The following is a 20,772-nucleotide window of genomic DNA, read 5'->3' as shown; positions in this document are numbered from 1 at the left end:
TTTGCACCCGTGTCATGCCCGCCTTGGGTCGGGATGCCAGTGAAATACGCCCTCGCCAGGGTGAGAGGCGTGCCGGTGCTGGTCACGGCGGAGGGTTGCAAGCTCGTGCCGCACATCGATGCCCAGGAGTGGACCTTCCACGTCCAACCACAGCTCTATTTCAAAATGCTTGAGCAATCACATAGGAGCGGTTTGGTACTTTGTAAATCATTACAATGTCATGCTGAACGCTTGAGCATGACTATGCATGACTACCGATTCAAGTTTTCTACGCAGATGGCTTCTTTGCCACCTCAAAACTATTCCCGAAGAGGCTATGCGCCCTCTCGCGCGCAGAGCTAAACTCAGTCAGCCAAAATCCGGCCGGTGAGAAAACGCTTCAAGAGTCCATCTCATGCATGTTCTGTTGGTCTACCCGCGCTTTCCCCGCTCCTTCTGGTCCTACGACAGCCTCGTTCAGATGATGGGGCGGCGGGCAATCATGCCGCCCCTGGGACTGATCACAGTCGCTGCCCTGTTGCCTTCCAGTTGGGAAGTGCGTCTGGTCGATTGCAACGTGCGTGCTCTGTCGGAGGCCGACTGGCGGTGGTGCGACCTGGTCATGCTCTCGGCCATGCTCGTCCAAAAAGACGACTTCCAGGCGCTGATCCGCAAGGCGAAGCAACGCGGTAAACCAGTGGCAGTCGGCGGTCCCTACCCGACTTCCGTGCCTGAGGAGGCCCTCGAAGCCGGGGCCGATTACCTGGTTTTGGACGAAGGCGAGATGACCATTCCTCAATTCGTCGCCGCCATCGAAAAACAGCTGCCCCGGGGAGTCTTTCGCTCAACGGTCAAGCCGGACGTCTCCCAGACGCCCATACCCCGATTCGACCTGCTCGAGCTTGGGGCCTACTATGCGATGTGCGTACAGTTCTCGCGGGGCTGCCCCTTTATGTGCGAGTTCTGCGACATCACCAGCCTCTACGGCCGGGTGCCGCGCACCAAAACTCCCGCCCAAATGCTCGCAGAACTCGATTGCCTCTACCGGCTGGGCTGGCGGGGCCAGGTGTTCATGGTCGACGACAACTTTATCGGCAACAAGCGCCGCGTCGGAGAGCTGCTGCTTGCCCTCATCCCCTGGATGCAGGCGCGGCGCTATCCGTTCGGCTTTTTTACCGAAGCCTCCCTCAACCTCGCCCAGGAAGGCGAGCTGTTGGACTTGATGGTCCGGGCCGGTTTCTGGTCGGTGTTTTTGGGAATCGAGACGCCGGATACCGAGAGTCTGGTACTGACCAAGAAGCTCCAGAACACCCGCCAATCCCTGGTGGAAGCCTGTCGGGCGATCAACCGGGCGGGACTGGAAATCATGGCCGGCTTCATCGTCGGCTTCGACGGCGAGAAAGCCGGGGCAGGCGAGCGCATCCGCGCCTTTGTGGAGGTGACGGCCATTCCCCGGGCAATGATCGGCCTGCTCGGCGCGTTGCCGCACACCGACCTGTGGAAGCGCCTGGAGGCGGAGGGCCGGTTGACCGGCATGTCTCTGGGCGAGCAGAGCCACCTGATGAACTTTATTCCCGACAGGCCCCTAGATCAGGTCGCAGCTGAATATCTACGGGCGCTCTGGGAACTCTACGAGCCGCGGGACTATCTGCTGCGCACCTGGCGGCAGTATCGGCAGATCGACGAGCACCGCCGTCCCCACTACAACACACCCACGGGCATGTCGGCGGTGCAGTTGCTGAGATTTTTGGGGCAACTTGTCTGGCGCCAGGGAATTCGCCGGGCCGAGACCCGGGGTTTGTTCTGGCGGCAATTGATCGACATGGTTCTGCGCAAGCCCCGCCTGGTGTTCGAGTACATGGGCCAGTGCGCCGCCGCCGAGCATTTCTTCGAGTACCGGCAAGAAGCCCGCAGCCATATCATCGCCGAGTTGGGTTTCGATCCGCTCGACTCAACATCGCAAGGAAAAGCGGTCGAGATCAAAGCCAAATCCGGCACTCCCACTACCGGATGAGCTTGCTGACCTCGGACCGCAATCGCTTCTCCAACTAACGGGCTAGCTTGTCCGGTCGCAGGTTCAGCAGCTCCTGGGGAGAAGCCAGCAGATCGATCCCTACATAGAAGATTTTTCCTTCCGGGTTCAGGGCAAACCGCCAGGCAATATTCATCGCAACGTTGACGCCAAACCAGGGAGTCTGAACTTTGCCCGTAATCTTCAACTGCTTGGACCCATCGCCCAAGACCTGACTGATGCCCTGCTGCGGCATCAGGGTCAGGCCCTTGGCCTCTTCGCGCATGTAGGCAGCGATTGCCTGATGGCCGACTATCGGTTCTCTGAACGGCGGCTGCAGGGCGCCGTCGGGAGCAAACAGAGCAACGGCGGCATCGAAGTTATCGGTATTCATCGCCTCAAAGTAAGCCAACACCACCGGTTCTTTGATGCCTTCAATGTGGGGCTTGGCAGCGGCGACCGGCTCGGTGCGGATGAAATCGAATTCGACCGGTTCTGCAGCAACCTTGGCGATGGAAGGATCGTACCCCATGTTCACCACGATGTCGCGCAGGATCTGAATTTGCTGGCCGCCATCCAACTGTTTGAGGGTCTCGAACAGCTCCTGTCCTTGGGAAGACAACTCGTAACCGTACTGAATAGGGGCGACCAGACCGTCTGCCATCCACCGGGCCAGCTGATACCAGAAACCAAGCTTGGTGTTGGCGCTGTAGGAGCTATAAGAACGGCTGATAGGGGAGTCGGCCCGTCTGACAAGATCGAACATCACCTGCGTCTGCTCGGGACCACTCATCCGCTGGATGCGATCGAGCAAATCTTCGATCAAGAACATACTTGAGGCGCTGAGGGCGGCGGGTGTAATAGATTGACCCGTCTCTGTGTAGGCGTACCACAGTAAGGCCAGCTGGTCCTCCGTACTCAGTTGATTGAACTGGTCGAGGATGGCTGGAATCGGACTGGGGGAACTGTTCCCCGAGAACATTGCCTGTGCTGACTCGATGGTGAGTACCATGATCAAAATCTCCAAAGTTGCTGATGAATAAATTCTGCCAACTAAATGAGAAGCCTAGCCTAGCTTAGAATGACACGACCTAACAGTCGGCTCCCAGTGGCAAACAGTTACTTTAAGTCGCAATGGTCTCTTCGCAGGCTCCTTGGTAGGTAAGGTTGGCCAGCTGCTCAATGAAGTCTGGTGAATTTTAGAGAGACGAGGAGGTTGAGCAGTTCTATGGGACCAAGCGTCAACCGTCAGAGGCACTCGGGAGCAGGTCGGGTACCCGCATAGACATCGGCTCGTTCGTAGCCGATTCCCAGGAAAAGTCGTCAGGTATGGCGAACCTCTCACACGGCCTACTGTACTGCCATCGCTTCAGTTATGTGAATTTATTTAATGAATCCATATAATAATCAATCTTCCGCGGATAGGTCAGGGGGCTACGGCCTGATGATGGGATGCACGAGCTCACCCCCGATATAGCATCCGGCATTCACATCTCCTGCGTTTCAGGGTCCTCGGCTATCAAGAATAGTCTGTCGAAACTCAAATCGCTGCTCGCTTATCCGCCGACAATCCGGGTGGTGTGCGCCGAGAAGCCCTTGCACTGGAGGGCTTGAATGAGCGAGCTGTCGTTGCTGACACGAAATTGGGGACCGAAGCGCACGAGTTTGTGGCGTTGGTCGGTCTTCACCGAAGCGATCACCGCAATGTGAGCAGTTTCGTTCTGGTGCGCCTGCAGCACATCGCGGATCTGGTGCCAGGTCTGTAAATCGGCGCGCGCTTCGAGGTCAATGACCACCATGCGCACTTCTTCGACGGGTTCGGCGTCTTGAATGATCAGTTGCGGCCGGTCGTCGCGCATATCTATCTTTGCCCAGAGCATCAAGCGCGCGTCGGGAATAAAATAGCCGCCCACCCGCTCGTAGGTTTTCGGAAAGACCACGGCCTCCGTTGAGCCGGTCAGATCCTCGATCTGCACGATCGCCATCCGGTCGCCTTTTTTGGTGACGACGTTTTTGACCTCGCGCACCAGGGCGATGGCGCTCACGGTGCTCTCAGCCCGGCAATCGGCCAGATCCGCGAGGTTGACCGGGGCGAGCAGCCGGGCACTTTCGCGCACCGCCTTGAGCGGATGATCGGAAATATAAAAGCCCAACAGCTCCCGTTCGAATTTGAGTTTGTCCGCGGGCGGCAGATCCGGTGTCGGCGGAGCACTGGGAGCGCTTTGATAACCGGTTGGGTTGCGATCCCCGCCACCTGAGAGTGCATCAAAAAGATTGAACTGTCCGAGGGCACGGTCGCGGGCACGGTCCTGCGCCCAATCGACCACCTTTTCCATGTCGGCAATCAACTGTCCCCGATTGGACGAAAACGCATCGAACGCCCCGGCTTTGATCAGCGATTCGAGGGCGCGCTTGTTGATTACCCGCATGTCCACCCGATCGCAAAGATTCGCGAGGTTCTTGAACGGACCCTGACTGTCGCGAGCGTCGAGCAACGCCTGGATCGCTCCTTCACCGACGTTTTTGACCGCTCCCAATCCAAACAGAATGCTCTTCTCTTGGGGCGTAAAATCGAAACCCGAACGATTGATATCCGGCGGTTCAATTTCAATACCCATGCCCATGCAGCTTGCGATATATTTTTGTACCTTGTCCTGATCGCCTTTGACCGAACTGAGCAGCGCAGCCATGTACTCGACCGGGTAGTGCGCTTTTAAATACGCCGTTTGGAAAGTAACATAACCGTAAGCTGCAGAATGAGATTTATTGAAACAGTACTCCGCGAACACAACCATCTGCTCAAACAACTCATCTGCTACTCGGCTGGGCACGCCGTTCTTGGCAGATCCATCCACGAATATGGAACGATGCTTCTCCATCTCTTCGCGCTTTTTCTTGCCCATTGCTCTTCGAAGAAGGTCGGCTTGACCGAGGGTATAACCACCTAATTCTTGGGCAACTTTCATGATCTGTTCTTGATAGCATAGAACACCATAAGTCTCTTTCAGTATCGGTTCCAGCAGTGGATGCAAATATTCTATTTTTTTGCGGCCATGTTTTCGGTTGATAAATTCTGGGATAAGCCCGGCGTCCAGTGGACCAGGACGATAAAGAGCAAGAATTGAAGAAATATCCTCAATATTTGAAGGGCGCAGATCGCGCACAACTGCCTTCATTCCTGAGGATTCAAGTTGAAAAATACCCTCCAGATCTGCCTTACCCAGTAGTGCATAGGTTCCGGAGTCTTCCAGCGGCAGATTGTCCAGGTCGATGCGGACCCCCCGGTAACGCTCAATCAACTCCTGGGCGCGATGGATCATCGTCAGGTTTCTAAGCCCCAGAAAGTCCATCTTGAGTAGGCCCAGATCGGCGATGTCCTCCATGTAGTACTGGGTGATCACCTGGCCGTCGTTGTTGCGCTGCAGAGGCACCAACTCGTCAAGGGGCACACTCGAAATCACCACCCCGGCGGCGTGTACGCCGAAGGTTTTGTTGGTGCCCTCGATGCGCATGGCGAGTTCCACCCATTTTCTGACCCGCTCGTCGCCCTCGTAGGACTGCTTGAACTCGGGGGCAGGGGTTTCCTCGGAGATCATCTTCTTGAGCGGGACGGGTTTGCCGCGCACGACCGGGATGAGCTTGGCAAGCTTGTCTGCCTCACTATAGGAAATGTCGAGCACTCTGGCGACATCCTTGAGCACCGCTTTGGAGGTGAGGCGGTTGAAGGTGATGATCTGCGCCACGTACTGCTCGCCGTACTTCTCGGTGACGTAGCGAATCAGTTCGTCGCGCCGCTCGATGCAAAAGTCGGTGTCGATGTCGGGCATCGACTTGCGCTCCGGGTTGAGGAAGCGCTCAAAAAGCAGGTTGTAGCGCACCGGGTCGATGTTGGTGATGCGAAGCGCATAAGCCACCAGGGATCCGGCCGCGCTGCCCCTACCCGGACCCACGGCGATGCCGTGGTCGCGGGCGTACTTGATGTAGTCCCAGACCACCAGAAAGTAGGTGGCAAAACCCATCTGCTCGATGATCCCCAGTTCGTACTTGAGCCGTTCGCGGTAGTCCGGGGCAATTTCGCTGCCGAAGCGCTCGCGCATGCCCTCCCAGGTCACCTGCTCCAGGTAGCTCTCGGCGGTGTGGCCATGGGGGATCGGAAAGCGCGGCAGGCGCGAATCTCCCAATAGTTCGCGGTCATACTTTTCGACTTTTTCGGCGATCTCCAGAGTGGTGGTGAGCGCCTGGGCGATCACCTCGTCGCTCAGGTGGTCGCGAAACATACCCGCCATCTGCTCGGCACTTTTGAGAAACTCGGTGCCGGTGTAGCGCATGCGGTTCTCTTCGACCACCAGCTTGCCCGTCTGGATGCACAACAGCGCGTCGTGGGCGTCGACATCCTCGCAGGAGGTAAAGTGCGAGTCGTTGGTGGCGATTACCTTGATGCCCAGCTCGCGCCCAAGGTGGACGACGGCGACGTTGACGACGCGGTCCTCGCGCTGGCCGTGATCCTGAATCTCCAGATAAAAATCGTCGCCAAAAAGGTCTTTATACCACTGGGTGGTACGGCGGGCCTGCTCGAACTGGCCGGCCAGGATGAGCTGCGGGATTTCGCCCCCCAGACAGGCGGAGGTGCAGATAATCCCCTCGTGGTACTGAACGAGCATCTCCTTGTTCATGCAGGGCCGGGAGAAGATCCCTTTGCCCTGCACTCCGTCCAGATGCGAGATCGTCACCAGCTTGACGAGGTTCTTGTAGCCGGTGAGGTTCTTGGCCAGCAGAATCTGGTGGTAGCGCCGGTAGCGGCGGCTCTTGTCGCGGATGTCGCCGTTAATCACGTACCCTTCGGTGCCCACGATCGGCTTGAGCCCGGCGGCGCGGCATTTTTTGATTAGCTCGATGGCCCCGTACATTACCCCGTGATCGGTGATCGCGATGGCCGGCATCTCCAGGCCCTTCGCCCGCTCGATGAGGTCCGGCACCTGGCTGGCACCATCCAGCAAACTGTAGTCGCTATGGGTGTGGAGATTGACGTACTGCATGGCAAGACACTATGGGCACAGGTCATTATCCTACAGGGGCACTAAATCTGGATCAATCGGCAAGTGGCCCGGGGCCGTTATGAACATGTGTTTACAATCGATTGTAGTGCAGCCGGTTCCACCTGACGAGGGAGACCGGTAGGCTCTGCAAATTACTACCATGGTGTAGTGCGCTTTATCGCACCGATGCCGAGTTCTCCCCACACCCTCACTCACCATGAAAAAACTGCTCTTGCTTGGCATACTGGCCCTGGGAATCGTTGCCGCCCCCGCCCAGGCGCAGTACTACCCCTCCGACTACGGCCCGGGATACCAGTACAACCAGGGTTATTCCAACGGCAACGACAGCCGCTACACCCAGGGATACAACGACGGCTACCGCTGCGGGCGCTACGAAGATTGCGCAGGTGCCCGACCCAGCCAGTACTCGCGCTCCGGCTACTCCTCTTCCGGTTACAACACTTACGGCCGCTCCGGCTACAGCAACTACGGCCGTCCCCAGAGTCTCGAAGGCGTGTTGATTCAGCAGGGGCTCAATATGCTGTTGCGCTCTGTGCGCTAATTTTGCCCTTCATGCCAATCGATTTATCATAGGAGATTGGTGTCGCCGGGGTAAACACTGCCTACACAGTCAAAAATGCCAACCCGGACGTCAAAGCCAAGCAGCTCGCAGGCATGCTTGACAAACCGGGATCGCTCAAAACGCCAAGGTTCGCGCCGCCTTTGAACAGTTGCGCCGGGAGCTGCATATCGAATGACAGGTGTTGGCAAATCGCGGATTTTCAAGAAATAAAGATTTCAATGCCCGAGGCCAGCGGGTGTGCAGCCAGCTCCTTGTGATTATGCTTGTAGAGCATAATTACAATCGCTACGGTTATTGTATCTGTATCCTCATTGACGCGTTTGCTTCTCAAACAGGACTTGTGCCGCTCGTAAAGTTTTAAATATGGAAATCTCGCATCTGTACCAACTCGCCCAGCGCCTTTTGTCATCTGCGCCACCGGGGCAAGGTCACTCCGAACCGCAGTTGCTGGTTGGCGGGCTGCCCGAGGAGTTCCCAAGTCAAATTTCTATGCCTGAAAGCACGCGCCTCCTTGGCAGTCTGGTTCAAGAGTCCGGTCGGTTCCAGGTCGTTCTCGAAACGGAGCTTTCCCCAGACAGCATCCTCGACTACTACAGGAGGGCTGTTGGTGCAGTCGGTGGACGCGAATTAAAAATGGCAGTACCTCTAATGAGTGGAACGGCATCTGTCGGCTCGACGGGCACTGCGAGGTTCCGCTTGCCCGTTGGAAATCGATTGTTGGTGGTGGTTGCCTCTTTAGTTGGGGAACGCTTGACGGACGTGCGGTTGCACTTGCTCGGCGGGCAAGATGATGAGCGCAGCGGGAGTGGGACTTTCAATGTTGTGGATGCACCAACTGTGGGAGGGCAATCCACCGTCTGGTCGACGATTGGCCTACCGTTTTTGGAGCCGCCTGCTGGAGTCGAAGAGTTTTCCACGTTTCACGGTCTTGATTCGATGGGTCGGTTCCTGACTCTGACGTTGTCGATACATCTAGCTGCACAGGCACTGGCAAGTCATTTTGGAGAGCAACTCACACGCGCAGGTTGGCGGCAAAGTTCTCGAGGCGCGAACGGTCAATCCGCCTGGAGCACCTGGGAGGTAGCGGATGGAGCGAACCAAGTCCGCGGTTATCTTTGCATTCAAGAGTGGCCGGGAACGGCTGCGCGGCGCTTAGTTTACCTTCGAATCGAACGCTGATGAACCCCAGCCGCCCGAACCGGTCGAAATTCTAAGGCACAGACGACGCAGCAGCGGAGACTAAGTAGGCGCCCTTAAAAACACCGAGCCACTGCCGCTAAAACCCAGAGGACAGACCGCTGTCTCGCTGAACCTTCGCTCTAGTCGAGGGCACTTACTTCGTCAAGGATGGTTCAAGGGGTGACAGAGTATGGGCAAAGGCTCGCCTGAAGGGCATTTGAGCTTCTGGCACCCGCATGGCTGAGTGCCGTTTTCGACCCTCGTCCCGCATCCGGGGAACGGAGGAATCCGGTTTTCAGGCTTTGTCTATGGCGAGTCTGGTCAACAAGCAGGCACAACTTGAGCAGACCCACATCGCTCAAACCTTCTGTGGGCAAGGATCTGAAGGATGTCTGTCACCCCTTGAACAAGGACAAAGCCCAGCAGCGCCTCGTCCGTAGGGGACTTGCCTACACGATTAGGCAGCCAGGCGGCCTCAAGTCGCAACCAGCTATCGGAAACGGGGTGCTCACCGAAGATCCACGCGTGGCGGGGACCATCCACCGCGCCGACGCTGTCCTGCTTGCCTGTCTCTGTGTAGAATCGGCCCGCGCCAGCAACCGGGTGCTTTCTGCCATCGACCGCCAGATGGCGTATGGTGGTGGGGATTTCGAGGTGTTCGAGCCGTGATCGAAAAGACCGGAGATCCTCTAAAGGCGGTGTCCCAGGACGCCCCGAGCTGTTTTACCGCCATCATCTCCCCGGCCGACCGCGTGCAGGTGCTGGCCGAGGCGCTGCCCTACATTCAGCGCTTTGCCGGTAAGACGATCGTCGTCAAGTACGGCGGTGCGGCAATGGTCAAAGAAAACCTGCGCGACCTGGTCATTCGCGACATCGTGTTTCTGGCCACCGTCGGTATCAAGCCGGTGGTCGTCCATGGCGGCGGGCCCGAGATTAACAGCTGGCTGGAGCGGCTCAACATTCCGGTGCAGTTTGTGGGCGGCTTGCGAGTGACCGACAAGATCACCATGGAAGTGGTGGAGATGGTCCTCGCGGGCAAAGTGAATAAATCGATCGTCCAGATGATCAACCAGGCGGGCGGCTCGGCGGTGGGTCTTTGCGGTCGCGACGGCTCGATTATCGAGGCGCGTCCCCACCAGAGCGCCCAACTGCAGCCGGACATCGGCTTTGTGGGCGATATCCAGAGCGTCAACCCCAAATTGATTCAGTCGCTGCTCAAAGAAGGTCACATCCCGGTGCTTTCCAGTGTGGCGAGCGACGAGAACGGCCAAGCCTACAACATCAACGCCGACACCGCCGCCGGGGAACTCGCAGCGGCCCTCGATGCCGAGAAATTGATTCTGCTCACCGATACCCCGGGGATTTTGCTGGACAAAGACCATCCCAGGTCGCTGATTCGAAAACTGGACATCTACCAGGCCCGCAAACTGATCGCCGAAGGCGTCGTGGACGGGGGCATGATCCCCAAAGTCCAGTGCTGCGTGCGCGCCCTCGCCCAAGGGGTTCGCGCCGCCCACATCGTCGATGGTCGGCAGATGCATGCGCTCTTGCTGGAGGTGCTTACCGATCAGGGCATCGGCAGCATGCTGGTTGCCTCGGAACTTGTTTGATTGGACGATCAAATTTTGTCAGGATCGACACCTTGATTGCGAAGATACGCCGCCAGGCGTTCCGCTCTTTCTTCGGGGGAAGGGAACCTTTGCCCGTCTTCACCAAACCAGTACAACCATTCGCGCTCCCAGCCATTGAACCGTCCACGCCCCCGTCCCAGGCTCAGCCCGATACCCTCCAGCCAAACGGGCTCCCCTGTAAGGCGGGTGAAGGTGCCCTGATTCAATTCGTAGATTTCGAGCGGCTCGCGTTTGCGCCGAAGATTTGGATTGTAGATGGCATAGTATCGGACACCAAGTTCTGCATAGTCCCTGAGCTTGCGGTTGTATTCACCGCGATAGGTTCTGGAGACGACTTCCAAAACCAGAATCGGGACAACCTCACCTTCTTCCCAGAGCACATAGCTGGGTCGTCCGTTCTCCCCCTTGAATCTCGACACGCCCACGCACAGAAAGCCGTCCGGCACGATTGGGGGTTCGTCCGGAGCGTAGTAGACGGCCATGTCGATGCCGAAAAACCAGTCTTCGCGGTGCTTCCACAGGGCGGCCAGGATGATCTTCAACAGGGTCGGGACAGAATCCTGAAGTTCATTGTCCACGGGAGTCTCATCGGAATCCGGCAGTTGCGCAGAAGAAGGCAGATGCTCAACAAGCGGGTCGTACTGCACCGTGGGGACCTCGAAATGCCGGATAGCCCCATTTTGGCAAGGGCGGCAAATTGAAGCTAGCTAGAGGAATGCGGGGCCGGCCATCCCCCGCCTCGAATCTCTGTCGCTGGGTATCAAAGCTTGACTTCGATATCGACGCCCGCCGGCAAGTCGAGGCGCATCAGCGCGTCGATCGTCTTTGCCGAGGGTTGGTAAATGTCGATGATCCGGCGGTGGGTGCGCGTCTCGAAGTGCTCGCGCGAATCTTTGTCGACGTGCGGCGATCTGAGAACGCAGTAACGGCGGATGCGCGTGGGCAGCGGAATCGGCCCCACGGCGGCGGCGTTGGTGCGGTTGGCCGTATCGACGATCTTTGAGCAGGATTGATCGAGCAGGCCGTGATCGAACGCCTGCAGACGAATGCGAATTTTTTGCTGGGTCAGCGCCATGGCTTGGAATCCTCAGAGCAAAGGGTGGGGCGAGATCGCCCCACCCTTTGCGGGTGAATCTACTTTACTTCAGGATCTTGGAGACAACGCCCGCGCCCACGGTGCGGCCGCCCTCGCGGATGGCAAAGCGCATGCCGTCCTCGATGGCGATTGGGTTGATCAGTTCAACGGTCATCTTGATGCGGTCGCCAGGCATCACCATCTCGGCGGACTTGCCTTCGTCGTCGGTGAAGGTGACGATGGTGCCGGTCACGTCGGTGGTGCGCACGTAGAACTGCGGGCGGTAGCCGGCGAAGAAGGGGGTATGGCGGCCACCTTCTTCTTTGCTGAGGATGTAGACCTCGCCCTCGAACTGGGTGTGGGGGGTGATCGAGCCGGGCTTGGCAAGCACCATGCCGCGCTCGACGTCCTCTTTTTTGATCCCGCGCAGGAGGACGCCGATGTTGTCGCCCGCCAGGCCCTCATCGAGGGACTTCTGGAACATCTCCAGACCGGTGACGGTGGTGGAGCGGGTCCCGCGGATGCCCACCAACTCGATGGTCTCGCCGACTTTGACCTTGCCGCGCTCGATGCGGCCGGTGGCGACAGTGCCGCGGCCGGTGATCGAGAAGACGTCTTCGACCGCCATCAAGAACGGCTTGTCGATCGCCCGCTCGGGAGTGGGGATGTAGGCGTCCACCGCGTCCATCAGCGAGTAGATGCAATCGACCCAATCGTCCTTGCCGCGGATGAGCTTCGGCTCGGAGGCCATCTTCTCGAGGGCCATCAGGGCCGAACCCGCCACGATCGGGACGTCATCGCCGGGAAAGTCGTACTTAGAAAGCAGCTCGCGCACTTCCAGTTCGACCAGTTCCAGCAATTCGGGGTCGTCGAGCTGGTCTTTTTTGTTCAAGAAGACGACGATATTGGGCACGCCGACCTGACGGGCAAGCAGGATGTGCTCGCGGGTCTGGGGCATCGGACCGTCCGCCGCCGAGACCACCAGGATGGCACCATCCATCTGGGCGGCGCCGGTGATCATGTTCTTGACGTAGTCGGCGTGACCGGGGCAATCCACGTGGGCGTAGTGGCGCTTCTCGGTCTCGTACTCGACGTGGGCGGTGTTGATCGTGATGCCGCGGGCTTTCTCTTCGGGGGCCTGGTCAATTTCGTCGTACTTCTTGGCCTTGGCGCGGCCGAGCGCGGCCAGCGTCATGGTGATGGCCGCCGTCAGCGTCGTCTTGCCATGGTCGACGTGACCGATGGTCCCGATGTTGACGTGCGGTTTATTCCGTTCGAACTTAGCGCGAGCCATGGGTTTCCTTTCCTCTAGTTAAGCGTTCCCTTTGTTTTTGGCGATGATCGTCTCGGCGACGTTGCGCGGCACTTCTTCGTAATGGCTGAACTCCATCGAGAAAGTACCACGACCCTGGGTCTTGGAGCGGATGTCGGTGGCATAACCGAACATCTCGGCCAGGGGCACCCGGGAGGTGACCTTCGAGACGCCTCCTTCGTTGTCCATCGACTCGATCTGACCGCGGCGGGCGTTCAGATCGCCCATCACATCGCCCAGGAAGTCGCCGGACACTTCGACCTCGACCTTCATCATCGGTTCGAGCAGCACAGGCTGCGCCTTTTGAGCCGCTTCCCGCAGCGCCAGCGAACCGGCGATCTTGAAGGCCATTTCGGAGGAATCGACGTCGTGGTAGGAGCCGTCCACCATCGTCACCTTCACGTCGATGAGCGGGTAGCCCGCGATCACCCCCGACTCGCAGCGCTCCTTCATGCCCTGCTCGGCCGGACCGATGTACTCCTTGGGCACGACGCCGCCGACAATCTTCGAGACGAACTCGAAACCCGTACCCGGCTCACCCGGTTCGAGGTTGATGACGACGTGACCGTACTGACCCTTGCCGCCGGTCTGACGCTTGTAGAGGCCCTCGACATTATTGACCGCTTTGCGAATCGTCTCGCGGTAGGCCACCTGCGGCGCACCGACGTTGGCCTCGACCTTGAACTCGCGCAGCATGCGGTCCACGAGGATCTCGAGGTGCAGTTCGCCCATCCCCGCGATAATCGTCTGGTTGGTCTCCTGGTCGACGTGGACCCGGAAGGTCGGGTCTTCTTCGGAGAGCGACTGCAGCGCCTTGGAGAGCTTGTCGAGGTCGGCTTTGGTCTTGGGCTCGATGGCTACCGAGATCACCGGTTCTGGAATAAACAGCGATTCGAGGATGACCGGCGAATCTTCGGTACACAGCGTGTCGCCGGTGAAGGTGTCCTTGAGGCCGACCACCGCGCCAAGGTCGCCCGCGCGCAACTCGTCCACCTCGATGCGATCGTCGGCCTTGAGCACGATGAGCCGCGAGATGCGCTCCTTCTTGTCCTTGCTGGCGTTGAGGGCGTAGCTGCCTTTCTGGAGAATGCCCGAGTAGACGCGCACGAAGGTGAGCCGTCCGTAGGGGTCGGCCATGATCTTGAAGGCCAGAGCCGAGAGCGGCTGGCTGTCGTCGGCGCTGCGCTCGACCTCGGTACCGTTGGGCAGCAGGCCCTTGATGGGCGGGATGTCGAGGGGCGAGGGCAAATAGTCGAGCACCGCATCGAGCATCTGCTGCACGCCCTTGTTCTTAAAAGCCGAGCCGCAGAGCATCGGCACGATCGTGTTGGCGACGGTGCCTTTGCGCAGAGCAGCCTTGATCTCAGCCTCGGTAAGCTCTTCACCGCCGAAGTACTTCTCAAGCAGCACATCGTCGGTCTCCGAGACCGCTTCGATGAGCTTGGCGCGGTACTCCTGCACCAGTTCCTCCATATCAGCAGGGATTTCCTCAACCCGGATATCGGTGCCGATGTCGTTGCCGTAGACGTAGGCCTTCATGCCCACCAGATCGACGATGCCGCTCAGGGTGTCCTCGGCGCCGATGGGTAACTGAATCGGCACGGCGTTGGCCCGCAGCCGGTCGCGCACCTGGCTGTAAACCTTGTAGAAATTGGCGCCGGTGCGGTCCATCTTGTTGACGAAGATAAAGCGCGGCACGTTATAGCGGTTGGCCTGGCGCCAGACGGTCTCGGTCTGGGGTTGCACGCCACCCACCGAGCACAGCACCGTGATCACCCCATCCAGCACGCGCATCGAGCGCTCGACTTCGATGGTGAAGTCGACGTGGCCGGGGGTGTCGATGATGTTGATCTTGTGCTCCAGGGCACCGGGCAGGGGCTGGGTGGGATTTTCGGGGTCGCGGCGCGTCCAGGCGGTGGTGATCGCCGCTGCGGTAATCGTGATGCCGCGCTCGCGTTCCTGGGCCATCCAGTCGGTGACGGTGTTGCCCTCGTGCACCTCGCCAATCTTGTGGATTACCCCGGAGTAGAACAGAATGCGCTCGGTCGTGGTAGTCTTGCCAGCATCGATGTGTGCTGCGATGCCGATGTTGCGTACCCGCTCCAGGGGAATGTTGCGTGCCACGGTTACCTCCTCGCATTCACCGCGAGTTCGAAAAGTTCTGTAACAATCCTAGCCCAACTGCCCACACCATTGGCGTCGCTTGCACAGCAAACCGCCATCGCTTACCGGTTAGTAACGATAATGGGCAAAGGCTTTGTTGGCCTCGGCCATGCGGTGCGTCTCTTCGCGCTTGCGCACCGCCGAACCGGTGTCGTTGGCGGCGTCCATCAGCTCGTTGGAAAGCTTGTCGACCATGCTCTTGCCCGAGCGCTTGCGGGAGAACTGCACCAACCAGCGCAGCGCCAGGGACGTGCCGCGCTCCTGGCGCACCTCCATAGGCACCTGGTAAGTCGCACCGCCGACGCGGCGGGCCTTGACCTCGATGCGGGGGGTGCAGTTGAGCACCGCCTGGTTGAACACGTCGAGCGGCTCGCGCCCGGTGCGCTCCTGCACGCGTTCAAGCGCCGAGTAGAGGATGCGCTCGGCGGTGGCCTTTTTGCCTTCCTTCATCAGCTTGTTGGTCATCATCGTCACCAGCCTGGATGCGTAGAGCGGATCGGCGGTGACAGGACGCAATATGGCGCGGGTACGGCGGGACATAGGTTTTGGTGGTTGCGGTGGAAAGATTAACGTTTCTTACCGGCGGGAGCGGCGGCCTGTCCCGGTTTGGGACGCTTGGTTCCGTATTTGGAGCGGCTCTGCATACGGTTTTTGACCCCGGCGGTGTCCAGGGTGCCGCGGATGATGTGATAGCGAACGCCGGGCAAGTCCTTGACGCGACCGCCGCGGATCATTACCACGGAGTGCTCCTGCAGGTTGTGGCCGACGCCCGGGATGTACGCCGTCACTTCAAAGCCGCTGGTCAGGCGGACGCGGGCTACCTTGCGCAGGGCCGAGTTGGGCTTCTTGGGCGTGGTGGTGTACACGCGCGTGCACACCCCGCGCCGCTGGGGGCAGGCCTTGAGGGCTGGCGACTTGGTTTTGCGCTGGGCAATCCCGCGCTCACGGCGAATGAGCTGGGCGATCGTGGGCATGATTTCGGTTAAAGTCAACGAAGACTTAATATAGCCAGCGAAAGAACCCTTCGTCAACTAAGAATTGTTGCACGGCGTGCCCCAGGAGCGGTCCGCCGCCGCCGGTGCGTTGCCTTGCCACTGCCTGAGGTGTGACCTAAGATTGCGGTACTCAAGGGCATAGGTTCTGGGTCGCACCCGTGAAGCCAGAAAAAATCGATCTCCAGGTGGAGTATCCGTGTCCGCGCTGCAAACGGGGGAGGCTGCAGGCCATTGTCCTCACCGAAGCGTTTGGCTGTGACCGTTGCAGCCAGATATTCGGCCTCTCGCCGGATGGGTTGGTGCTTGAACAGCTTTCGACCAGCTACCCCTACAAAAAAGCTTGGCAGTGGATCGGGGGAAACTGGCGCGATCAAAACCGTTCTTTGACGGACAACTACTTCCCCTTTATTCTGGTTGCCCTGGCTTTGATCCCTCCAGTCTGGCTGCCCCTGGTGCTCCAGTCGCGTTCGGGCTTTGGAGCGCTTGCGATTACGGTGGTGTTGACGCTGATCGTGCTGATCTTCTGGCTGGCCCGCCGTTCTAGACCCTAGAGATCACTACAGTTCTTGCGGAAACCTTTGCAGGTGGAATCTTCGCTTTACGAAACCCTCAAAGTCACGGCGCAGCGGGCACAGCGCTCGACGATGGCGCTTGCTCAAGTGCCTTCAGGAATCAAAAACAAGGCGCTACGCGCCATGGCCCGTTCGCTGCGCACCGCCCACAGCGAAATCCTCGAATCGAACACGACGGATCTCGAATTCGGTCGCCAGATGGGCCTTTCTGAGACGTTGCTCGACCGGCTGAAGCTGACTCCCCAGCGCCTCGAAGGTATGGCGCTTTCTTTGGAGCAAATCGCCGCACTCAAAGATCCGGTGGGTGAAATCGTGGGCGGCTGGCGGCACCCCGAGGGCCTGGAAATCGTGCGGGTGCGGGTGCCGCTGGGCCTCATCGGGATCATCTACGAGGCACGCCCCAATGTTACCGCCGACGCCATCGGCCTGTGCCTCAAGTCCGGCAATGGAGTGCTCTTGAAAGGCGGCAAAGAAGCCGAAAATTCCAACCAGGCCATCAGTTCTGTCCTCAAAGCCGCCGCCTACGAACAGGGCATTCCGGAAGGCTGCATCGAGCAGCTGCCCGGCGAGCGGGCGGTGGTCGAGGCGCTGATTCGCCTTAATCCGTATCTGGCCCTGGTGATCCCCCGGGGAGGGCACTCGCTCATCGACTTTGTCGTGCGCAACGCGACTGTGCCGGTGCTGGAGACGGGGGTGGGCAACTGCCACATCTACGTCGCCGCCTCCGCCGATCTGGAGATGGCCCGCCGCATCGTCATCAACGCCAAGGTCCAGCGCCCCTCGGTCTGCAACGCCGCCGAGAAGCTGCTGGTGCACCGAGACACGGTGGTGACGCATTTGGCCCCGCTGCTGGAGGATCTGCACGCCCACGGTATTGAAGTGCGCGGCTGCCCGCGCACCGTTGCCTTCGACCCGAAGGTCAAAAGTGCCGGTGAAGAAGACTGGGGCAAGGAGTACCTCGACAAAATCATCGCCATCAAAGTGGTCGATTCGACCCGTGAAGCGATCGACTGGATCAACCACTACGGCACCCGCCACTCAGAAGCGATCGTCACCGCCAACTACGAGGAAGCCCGTCGCTTCACCGCCGCTATCGACGCGGCGGCGGTCTACGTCAACGCCTCGACCCGTTTTACCGACGGCGGCGAATTCGGCTTCGGGGCCGAGATTGGCATTTCTACCCAAAAGTTGCACGCGCGCGGGCCGGTGGGCCTCGTGGAACTGACCACCACCAAATATGTTGTGAGCGGTTCCGGCCAGATCCGGCCCTGAGGCTGGACACTCGCCACCTTTTGCCTTACACTCGATATCTGTTGCCTTGCGGCAGCCGGGTGGATACTGGGAGGCTTGCTTCCTAAGTCCCTTTGCCTGATTTTGCTGTTCGTTATGGGACGAGCCTGACGGGTATGGGACATGCCTGTCGGCGGTCCGCTCTGTTCAGATCCCTAAGGTGTACCCAAACCATGGCCGACGAAGTCAAAGCCGTCGCTCGCTTCATTCGCATGTCGCCTTTCAAGGTGCGCCGGATCCTCGATCAGATCCGGGGGCGCTCCTATCAGGACGCGCTGATCATCCTCCAGTTCATGCCCCACGCCGCCACCGAGCCCATCAAAAAAGTGCTCGAGTCGGCGGCGGCCAACGCCGAGCACAATTTCAGCCTCGATCGGCGCGCTTTGGTGGTGAGCACCGCCTTCGCCGACGGCGGTCCGGTACTCAAGCGCTTTCGCGCCGGCGATCGAGGCCGTGCCCGCCCCGTCCGCAAGCGCACCAGCCACATCACCGTCGCCGTGCGCTCCACCAGCGAGGTCGAATAACCATGGGACAGAAAGTACATCCGATCGGCCTGCGTCTGGGCATTATCCGTGACCACCGCTCGCGCTGGTTCGCCAAGGCGGGCGAGTACCCCGCACTGTTGGCCGAAGACCACAAAATTCGCGCCTATATCGTCAAGAAACTGGCGAGCGGCGGCATCGCCGATGTCGACATCGAGCGCAAGGCCGATCAGGTGGAGATCACCATCCGCACCGCCCGGCCGGGCGTGGTGGTCGGCCGCGGCGGCGCGGGCATCGACGAACTGAAGGCCAATCTCGAAAAGCTGATCGGCCGCCGCCAGATCCGCATCAATGTCGTCGAGGTCCAGCGCGTCGACGCCGAGGCGGCCCTGATCGCCGAGTACATCGTCGGCCAACTGGAGCGGCGCGTCGCCTTCAGGCGCGCGGTGCGCCAGGCCATCCAGCGCGCCCAGCGCGCCGGGGTGCAGGGCATCAAGGTGATGGTGGCAGGCCGCCTCAACGGGGCCGAAATTGCCCGCTCGGAGTGGACGCGCGAGGGACGCATTCCGCTGCATACCCTCAGAGCCGACATCGATTACGCCTACAAAATTGCCCAGACGACCTACGGCACGCTGGGGGTCAAAGTCTGGATTTTCCGCGGCGAGATTTTGCCTGGCGCCGGCGGCCCGGCGGCGGCTCCCGAGGAGGTGGCGGCCCAGCCCAAGCCTGATCAGCGTCCCCGCCGCCGCAAAAAGATCCAGTACGAAGAACGCACCGACGAGCAGTAGAGGCCACGGAGTCGCACCATGTTGATGCCCAAACGCACCAAGTTCCGCAAGCAGCAGCGCGGACGCATGAACGGGGCCGCCTGCCGCGGCAACGAAATCGAGTTCGGCACCTACGCGCTGCAGGCGCTTGAGCCCGTCTGGATGACTTCCCGGCAAATCGAAGCCGCCCGACGGGCCATGACCCGCTACATCCGCCGCGGCGGCAAAATTTATATCCGGGTGTTCCCGGATAAGCCCGTCACCCAGCGCGCCGCCGAGACCCGCATGGGTTCGGGCAAAGGTGCGCCCGAGTACTGGGTGTGCGTGGTCAAGCCCGGCCGGATCCTGTTTGAGATTGACGGGGTCGCCGAGGAGATTGCCCGCGAGGCGATGCGTCTGGCGGCGGCCAAGCTGCCCATCAAATCTCGATTTATCGTCAAAAGCGAGACTGCCCCCGCTGAGGAGCCGACCAATGCCCCTACCTAAAATTGACGACTGGCGCGAACTCAGCGACGAGGAGATTTCCGAGCAGATCCTCGCCACCAAAAAAGAACTGTTCGAACTGCGGTTGCAAAAGGCGACGCGCCAGCTCGAAAAGCCGCACCTCGTGCGCCACGCCAAGCACAAGCTCGCCCAGCTGATGCTGCTTGAAAGCCAGCGCACTGCCGCCGCCAAGGAGAAATAACCCATGCCGCGCAAAGAAAAAATCGGATTGGTGGTCAGTGACGCGATGCAAAAGACGGTGGTGGTCGCCGTCGAAAACCGCGTCCCCCACCCCAAGTACAAAAAGATTGTCGTGCGCACGCGCAAGTTCAAAGCCCACGACGAAGAGAACCGCTGCAAAGTCGGCGATCGGGTCCGCATTCTCGAATCGCCGCCCCTGAGCAAAACCAAGCGGTGGGTCGTGCTGGACATTCTCGATGAGGCTCGCAACCCATGATCCAGCAGCAGTCCCGGCTGAGCGTGGCCGACAACACCGGAGCGCGCGAACTGTTGTGCATCCGCGTGCTCGGCTCGACCGTCGGCTCCAAGGGTCTCACCAAAGGCGGCGGCAACCGCCGCTATGCCTTCGTGGGCGACATAGTCGTGGCCGTGGTCAAAGATGCCGCCCCCAACATGGGGGTCAAAAAATCTGAGGTGGTGCGCGCGGTGGTGGTGCGCACCCGCCAGGCGATTCGCCGCGACAACGGCATGGTCATCCGCTTTGACGACAATGCCGCGGTGATCATCGACAAAAACGGCAACCCCCGCGGCACGCGCGTCTTTGGACCGGTGGCGCGCGAGTTGCGCGAGAAAAATTTCACCAAGATCATTTCCCTGGCCCCGGAGGTGCTCTGATGGCGACCAACAACGGCGCCGGCAAGGCGCGGCACAAATTCCACGTCAAAAAAGGCGACACTGTCCAGGTGATCTCCGGCAAGGACAAGGGCAAAGTCGGCAAGGTGAGCGAGGTGTTACCCACCGCGGGCAAGGTGATTGTCGAGGGGGTGAACATGCAGACCAAGCACGTCAAACCCCAGGGTGACCAGCAGGGCCAGACCCTACGGCGCGAAGCCCCGATCTACAGCTGCAAGGTGATGCTGTACTCCGACAAGAAGAAGCAGGCCAGCCGCGTCGGTCACACCGTCACCGACGCGGGCAAAAAAGTGCGCGTGCTCAAGAAAACCGGCGAGATCCTCGACAAGTAGAGAGTAAAC

22 protein-coding genes are annotated in these 20,772 nt (G+C 59.7%); 14 read left to right on the top strand and 8 right to left on the bottom strand.

Features of this window, described 5'->3' with window-relative positions; translation table 11 throughout:
* Positions 1–394: 394 nt before the first annotated feature.
* Positions 395–1,993, top strand: a complete 1,599-nt coding sequence (locus GLL_RS20280; protein ID WP_011143924.1) for a B12-binding domain-containing radical SAM protein — start codon at positions 395–397, stop codon at positions 1,991–1,993.
* Positions 1,994–2,027: 34 nt separating this feature from the next.
* Here the strand turns inward: GLL_RS20280 and GLL_RS20275 are convergent, their stop codons facing one another.
* Together GLL_RS20275 and GLL_RS20270 are read right to left on the bottom strand one after the other, a co-directional pair.
* Positions 2,028–3,002, bottom strand: coding sequence for an orange carotenoid protein N-terminal domain-containing protein (locus GLL_RS20275; protein ID WP_164929413.1), 975 nt, complete (start codon positions 3,000–3,002; stop codon positions 2,028–2,030).
* Between the two features lie 544 nt (positions 3,003–3,546).
* Positions 3,547–7,026, bottom strand: a complete 3,480-nt coding sequence (locus GLL_RS20270) for a DNA polymerase III subunit alpha (RefSeq protein ID WP_011143922.1) — start codon at positions 7,024–7,026, stop codon at positions 3,547–3,549.
* A gap of 217 nt (positions 7,027–7,243) precedes the next feature.
* Here GLL_RS20270 and GLL_RS20265 point away from each other — a divergent pair, with 217 nt between their 5' ends.
* The 4 genes from GLL_RS20265 (at position 7,244) to argB (ending at position 10,398) form a co-directional block, all read left to right on the top strand.
* On the top strand, positions 7,244–7,588 hold the full coding sequence (locus tag GLL_RS20265; RefSeq protein ID WP_011143921.1) for a hypothetical protein: 345 nt from the start codon (positions 7,244–7,246) through the stop codon (positions 7,586–7,588).
* Positions 7,589–7,972: 384 nt separating this feature from the next.
* On the top strand, positions 7,973–8,788 hold the full coding sequence (locus GLL_RS20260) for a hypothetical protein (protein WP_164929412.1): 816 nt from the start codon (positions 7,973–7,975) through the stop codon (positions 8,786–8,788).
* 339 nt (positions 8,789–9,127) lie between these two features.
* Complete coding sequence (locus tag GLL_RS20255; RefSeq protein WP_164929411.1) at positions 9,128–9,457, top strand: hypothetical protein; 330 nt, start codon at positions 9,128–9,130, stop codon at positions 9,455–9,457.
* 29 nt (positions 9,458–9,486) lie between these two features.
* Positions 9,487–10,398, top strand: coding sequence for an acetylglutamate kinase (gene argB / locus GLL_RS20250; protein ID WP_011143919.1), 912 nt, complete (start codon positions 9,487–9,489; stop codon positions 10,396–10,398).
* Between the two features lie 8 nt (positions 10,399–10,406).
* Here the strand turns inward: argB and GLL_RS20245 are convergent, their stop codons facing one another.
* The 6 genes from GLL_RS20245 to rpsL all read right to left on the bottom strand — a co-directional run bounded on the left by GLL_RS20245 (position 10,407) and on the right by rpsL (position 15,943).
* Positions 10,407–11,066, bottom strand: coding sequence for a Uma2 family endonuclease (locus tag GLL_RS20245; RefSeq protein ID WP_011143918.1), 660 nt, complete (start codon positions 11,064–11,066; stop codon positions 10,407–10,409).
* Between the two features lie 113 nt (positions 11,067–11,179).
* Entirely contained in the window at positions 11,180–11,494 is a 315-nt protein-coding gene (rpsJ, locus tag GLL_RS20240; RefSeq protein WP_011143917.1) for a 30S ribosomal protein S10, read from the bottom strand.
* A 64-nt stretch (positions 11,495–11,558) separates the two neighbouring features.
* A complete protein-coding gene (gene tuf / locus GLL_RS20235; RefSeq protein ID WP_011143916.1) occupies positions 11,559–12,788 on the bottom strand; it encodes an elongation factor Tu in 1,230 nt (409 codons plus the stop codon).
* Between the two features lie 18 nt (positions 12,789–12,806).
* The gene (gene fusA, locus GLL_RS20230; RefSeq protein ID WP_011143915.1) at positions 12,807–14,930 is read right to left on the bottom strand and encodes an elongation factor G; all 2,124 of its coding nucleotides are present in this window, start codon (positions 14,928–14,930) and stop codon (positions 12,807–12,809) included.
* A gap of 108 nt (positions 14,931–15,038) precedes the next feature.
* Positions 15,039–15,509, bottom strand: a complete 471-nt coding sequence (rpsG, locus tag GLL_RS20225) for a 30S ribosomal protein S7 (protein ID WP_011143914.1) — start codon at positions 15,507–15,509, stop codon at positions 15,039–15,041.
* Positions 15,510–15,535: 26 nt separating this feature from the next.
* Positions 15,536–15,943, bottom strand: coding sequence for a 30S ribosomal protein S12 (gene rpsL / locus GLL_RS20220; protein ID WP_011143913.1), 408 nt, complete (start codon positions 15,941–15,943; stop codon positions 15,536–15,538).
* A gap of 179 nt (positions 15,944–16,122) precedes the next feature.
* On the opposite strand from rpsL, the gene GLL_RS20215 reads away from it, so the two are divergent.
* The 9 genes from GLL_RS20215 (at position 16,123) to rplX (ending at position 20,763) form a co-directional block, all read left to right on the top strand.
* On the top strand, positions 16,123–16,515 hold the full coding sequence (locus tag GLL_RS20215; RefSeq protein WP_011143912.1) for a hypothetical protein: 393 nt from the start codon (positions 16,123–16,125) through the stop codon (positions 16,513–16,515).
* A 33-nt stretch (positions 16,516–16,548) separates the two neighbouring features.
* On the top strand, positions 16,549–17,808 hold the full coding sequence (locus GLL_RS20210) for a glutamate-5-semialdehyde dehydrogenase (protein WP_011143911.1): 1,260 nt from the start codon (positions 16,549–16,551) through the stop codon (positions 17,806–17,808).
* 191 nt (positions 17,809–17,999) lie between these two features.
* Positions 18,000–18,350, top strand: a complete 351-nt coding sequence (rplV, locus tag GLL_RS20205) for a 50S ribosomal protein L22 (protein ID WP_011143910.1) — start codon at positions 18,000–18,002, stop codon at positions 18,348–18,350.
* 2 nt (positions 18,351–18,352) lie between these two features.
* Entirely contained in the window at positions 18,353–19,096 is a 744-nt protein-coding gene (gene rpsC / locus GLL_RS20200; RefSeq protein WP_011143909.1) for a 30S ribosomal protein S3, read from the top strand.
* 18 nt (positions 19,097–19,114) lie between these two features.
* Positions 19,115–19,561 (top strand): 50S ribosomal protein L16, encoded by a 447-nt coding sequence (gene rplP, locus GLL_RS20195; protein ID WP_011143908.1) that lies wholly within the window; start codon positions 19,115–19,117, stop codon positions 19,559–19,561.
* Positions 19,548–19,760 (top strand): 50S ribosomal protein L29, encoded by a 213-nt coding sequence (gene rpmC, locus GLL_RS20190; RefSeq protein ID WP_011143907.1) that lies wholly within the window; start codon positions 19,548–19,550, stop codon positions 19,758–19,760. Before rplP ends, rpmC begins: the two co-directional genes overlap by 14 nt.
* A 3-nt stretch (positions 19,761–19,763) precedes the next feature.
* Entirely contained in the window at positions 19,764–20,015 is a 252-nt protein-coding gene (gene rpsQ / locus GLL_RS20185) for a 30S ribosomal protein S17 (RefSeq protein ID WP_011143906.1), read from the top strand.
* Complete coding sequence (gene rplN / locus GLL_RS20180; RefSeq protein WP_011143905.1) at positions 20,012–20,413, top strand: 50S ribosomal protein L14; 402 nt, start codon at positions 20,012–20,014, stop codon at positions 20,411–20,413. Before rpsQ ends, rplN begins: the two co-directional genes overlap by 4 nt.
* Positions 20,413–20,763 carry a 50S ribosomal protein L24 gene (rplX, locus tag GLL_RS20175; RefSeq protein ID WP_011143904.1) on the top strand — a complete coding sequence of 117 codons (351 nt, stop codon included), beginning with the start codon at positions 20,413–20,415 and terminating at the stop codon, positions 20,761–20,763. The genes rplN and rplX overlap by 1 nt, the downstream gene beginning before the upstream one ends.
* Positions 20,764–20,772: the final 9 nt, after the last annotated feature.

Source organism: Gloeobacter violaceus PCC 7421, from assembly GCF_000011385.1.
Taxonomy (GTDB): domain Bacteria; phylum Cyanobacteriota; class Cyanobacteriia; order Gloeobacterales; family Gloeobacteraceae; genus Gloeobacter; species Gloeobacter violaceus.
Note: the sequence above shows the minus strand (reverse complement) of the source record. Positions and strands in the feature narration are given on the sequence as shown.

What these genes read in the sequence shown, in the direction of transcription:
- rplV (WP_011143910.1), top strand. Translation starts at nt 18,000, where the DNA reads ATGGCCGACGAAGTCAAAGCCGTCGCTCGCTTCATTCGCATGTCGCCT.
- GLL_RS20265 (WP_011143921.1), top strand. Translation starts at nt 7,244, where the DNA reads ATGAAAAAACTGCTCTTGCTTGGCATACTGGCCCTGGGAATCGTTGCC.
- GLL_RS20270 (WP_011143922.1), bottom strand. Translation starts at nt 7,026, where the DNA reads ATGCAGTACGTCAATCTCCACACCCATAGCGACTACAGTTTGCTGGAT.
- rplP (WP_011143908.1), top strand. Translation starts at nt 19,115, where the DNA reads ATGTTGATGCCCAAACGCACCAAGTTCCGCAAGCAGCAGCGCGGACGC.
- rpsJ (WP_011143917.1), bottom strand. Translation starts at nt 11,494, where the DNA reads ATGGCGCTGACCCAGCAAAAAATTCGCATTCGTCTGCAGGCGTTCGAT.
- rplN (WP_011143905.1), top strand. Translation starts at nt 20,012, where the DNA reads ATGATCCAGCAGCAGTCCCGGCTGAGCGTGGCCGACAACACCGGAGCG.
- rplX (WP_011143904.1), top strand. Translation starts at nt 20,413, where the DNA reads ATGGCGACCAACAACGGCGCCGGCAAGGCGCGGCACAAATTCCACGTC.
- rpmC (WP_011143907.1), top strand. Translation starts at nt 19,548, where the DNA reads ATGCCCCTACCTAAAATTGACGACTGGCGCGAACTCAGCGACGAGGAG.
- rpsG (WP_011143914.1), bottom strand. Translation starts at nt 15,509, where the DNA reads ATGTCCCGCCGTACCCGCGCCATATTGCGTCCTGTCACCGCCGATCCG.
- rpsC (WP_011143909.1), top strand. Translation starts at nt 18,353, where the DNA reads ATGGGACAGAAAGTACATCCGATCGGCCTGCGTCTGGGCATTATCCGT.
- GLL_RS20260 (WP_164929412.1), top strand. Translation starts at nt 7,973, where the DNA reads ATGGAAATCTCGCATCTGTACCAACTCGCCCAGCGCCTTTTGTCATCT.
- rpsL (WP_011143913.1), bottom strand. Translation starts at nt 15,943, where the DNA reads ATGCCCACGATCGCCCAGCTCATTCGCCGTGAGCGCGGGATTGCCCAG.
- GLL_RS20275 (WP_164929413.1), bottom strand. Translation starts at nt 3,002, where the DNA reads ATGGTACTCACCATCGAGTCAGCACAGGCAATGTTCTCGGGGAACAGT.
- rpsQ (WP_011143906.1), top strand. Translation starts at nt 19,764, where the DNA reads ATGCCGCGCAAAGAAAAAATCGGATTGGTGGTCAGTGACGCGATGCAA.
- GLL_RS20280 (WP_011143924.1), top strand. Translation starts at nt 395, where the DNA reads ATGCATGTTCTGTTGGTCTACCCGCGCTTTCCCCGCTCCTTCTGGTCC.
- tuf (WP_011143916.1), bottom strand. Translation starts at nt 12,788, where the DNA reads ATGGCTCGCGCTAAGTTCGAACGGAATAAACCGCACGTCAACATCGGG.